Origin of the sequence: Nonomuraea sp. NPDC049714 (assembly GCF_044465295.1) — a bacterium.
Taxonomy (GTDB): domain Bacteria; phylum Actinomycetota; class Actinomycetes; order Streptosporangiales; family Streptosporangiaceae; genus Nonomuraea.
Genome location: NZ_JBITLM010000038.1, coordinates 1 through 1,781, shown reverse-complemented (window position 1 = coordinate 1,781; position 1,781 = coordinate 1). Strand labels below are relative to the sequence as shown.

General features: G+C 71.5%; 1 protein-coding gene. It reads right to left on the bottom strand.

What is annotated here, in order from left to right:
* On the bottom strand, positions 1-1,748 hold a 1,748-nt coding region (locus tag ACIBQX_RS50605; protein ID WP_397017869.1), incomplete at its 3' end, for an SDR family NAD(P)-dependent oxidoreductase.
* Positions 1,749-1,781: the final 33 nt, after the last annotated feature.

Here is a 1,781-nt window from a genome sequence, read left to right as displayed (position 1 = left end):
TACGCCACCCGCCCGGACGCCACCCCACCCGACATCCCGGTGCTGACATAGCCTTCGACATCGCCAGGCACGGCACCGCCGGCGCTGTAGTCGTGGTAGATCAGCCCCGTGAACACTCCGGTCGAGCTGCCCGGCAATGACCCCGGGTCGATCCCGGCGTCCTCCAGGGCCTCCCAGGACGTCTCCAGCAGCAACCGCTGCTGCGGATCCATCGCCAGCGCCTCACGCGGCGAGATCCCGAAGAACCGCGCGTCGAAATCCCCGGCGTCGTGCAGGAATCCACCGACATCTGCGTAACTCTTCCCCGGGGCGGCCGGGTCCGGGTCGACGACACCTTCCCAAGCCGGTCCCCGATTCACCGGGAATCCGGTCACGGCGTCCGTTTCCGAGGACAGCAGGCCCCAGAACTCGCCCGCCGAGCCGACACCACCGGGGAAACGGCAGCCCATCCCGACGATCACCACCGGGTCATCACCGTCTTGAGCTCGCGCCGTGGGCAGCGCCACCGCAGTGACATCACCGAGCAATTCGGTCAGTACGAACCCCACCAACGCCGACGGCGTCGGATAGTCGAAAACCAGCGTGGCCGGCAACCGCAAACCGGTCACCTCACCCAGCCGATTACGCAACTCCACAGCCGTCAACGAATCAAAACCCAGCTCACGGAAAGACCGACCGGCATCCATCGACTCCGGCCCGGCCATCCCCAGCACGCGAGCGGCCTGGCCGAGGACCATCTCCCGGACGGTCTCCACGCGTTCGGCCGAGGACAGCGCGGCCAGCCGGACGGCGAGGCCGGTGCCGCCGCCGGCGCTGATCGCCCCGGCCGTGCGCCGGGCTGTGCTCCGCGTGCTCGAAACGGGGATCAGCCCGGACAGCAGGGGGTGCGTTCCCGGTCCGCGACGGCGCGGGCTCGATCGGTCGAGCCGGGCCGGGATCAGCAGGGCGCGAGATCCGTCCGCCGCCGGGCTCGGCCCGCCCGTCACAGCGCCCAGCAGGGCGAGACCGTCGGCGCCGCTCAGCGGTCGCAGGCCCTGGGTGGCCATCCGCTGCCAGTCGGCCGGGGTGAGGTGCCCGGTCATCCCTCCGTTCCCGGCCTCCGCGAGCTGCCACGGGCCCCAGGCCAGGGACACCGAGGGCAGCCCTTCGCTCCGCCGGTAAGCGGCCAGAGCGTCCAGAAAGGTGTTCGCCGCCGCGTAATTGCCCTGGCCGGGGCTGCCCCAGATGCCGGCGATCGAGGAGAACACCGCGAACAGGCTCAAATCATGGGTCCTGGTCAGCTCGTGGAGGTGCCAGGCGCCGTCGACCTTCGCCCGCATCACCCCATGCATCCGGGCGGGCGTCAGCGCACCGATCAGCCCGTCGTCCAGCACTCCAGCGGCGTGTACGACACCGCGCAGCGGCGCCTCGGCCGGCACCCCGGCGATCACCGTGGCCACGTGGTCGCGGTCGGCGACGTCAGCGGCGCGCAGCTGGACCTGGACTCCCTGGGTGGCGAGCTCGGCGGCCAACCGGCCCATCCCGGGGGCTTCGGGTCCGCGCCGGGAGACGAGCATCAGGTTCGCCGGGCCGCGACGGGCCGCCAGGTGGCGGGCGACGAGTCCGCCGAGGGCTCCGGAGGCGCCGGTCACCAGGACCGTCCCGCTGAGCTCGGTGGCCGGGAAGGTCAGGACGACCTTGCCGACATTGCGGGCCTGGCTCAGGTACCGGAACGCCTCCGGAGCCCGGCGCACATCCCAGCAAGCCACCGGCAACGGCCTCAAAACCCCCGCAGCGAACAA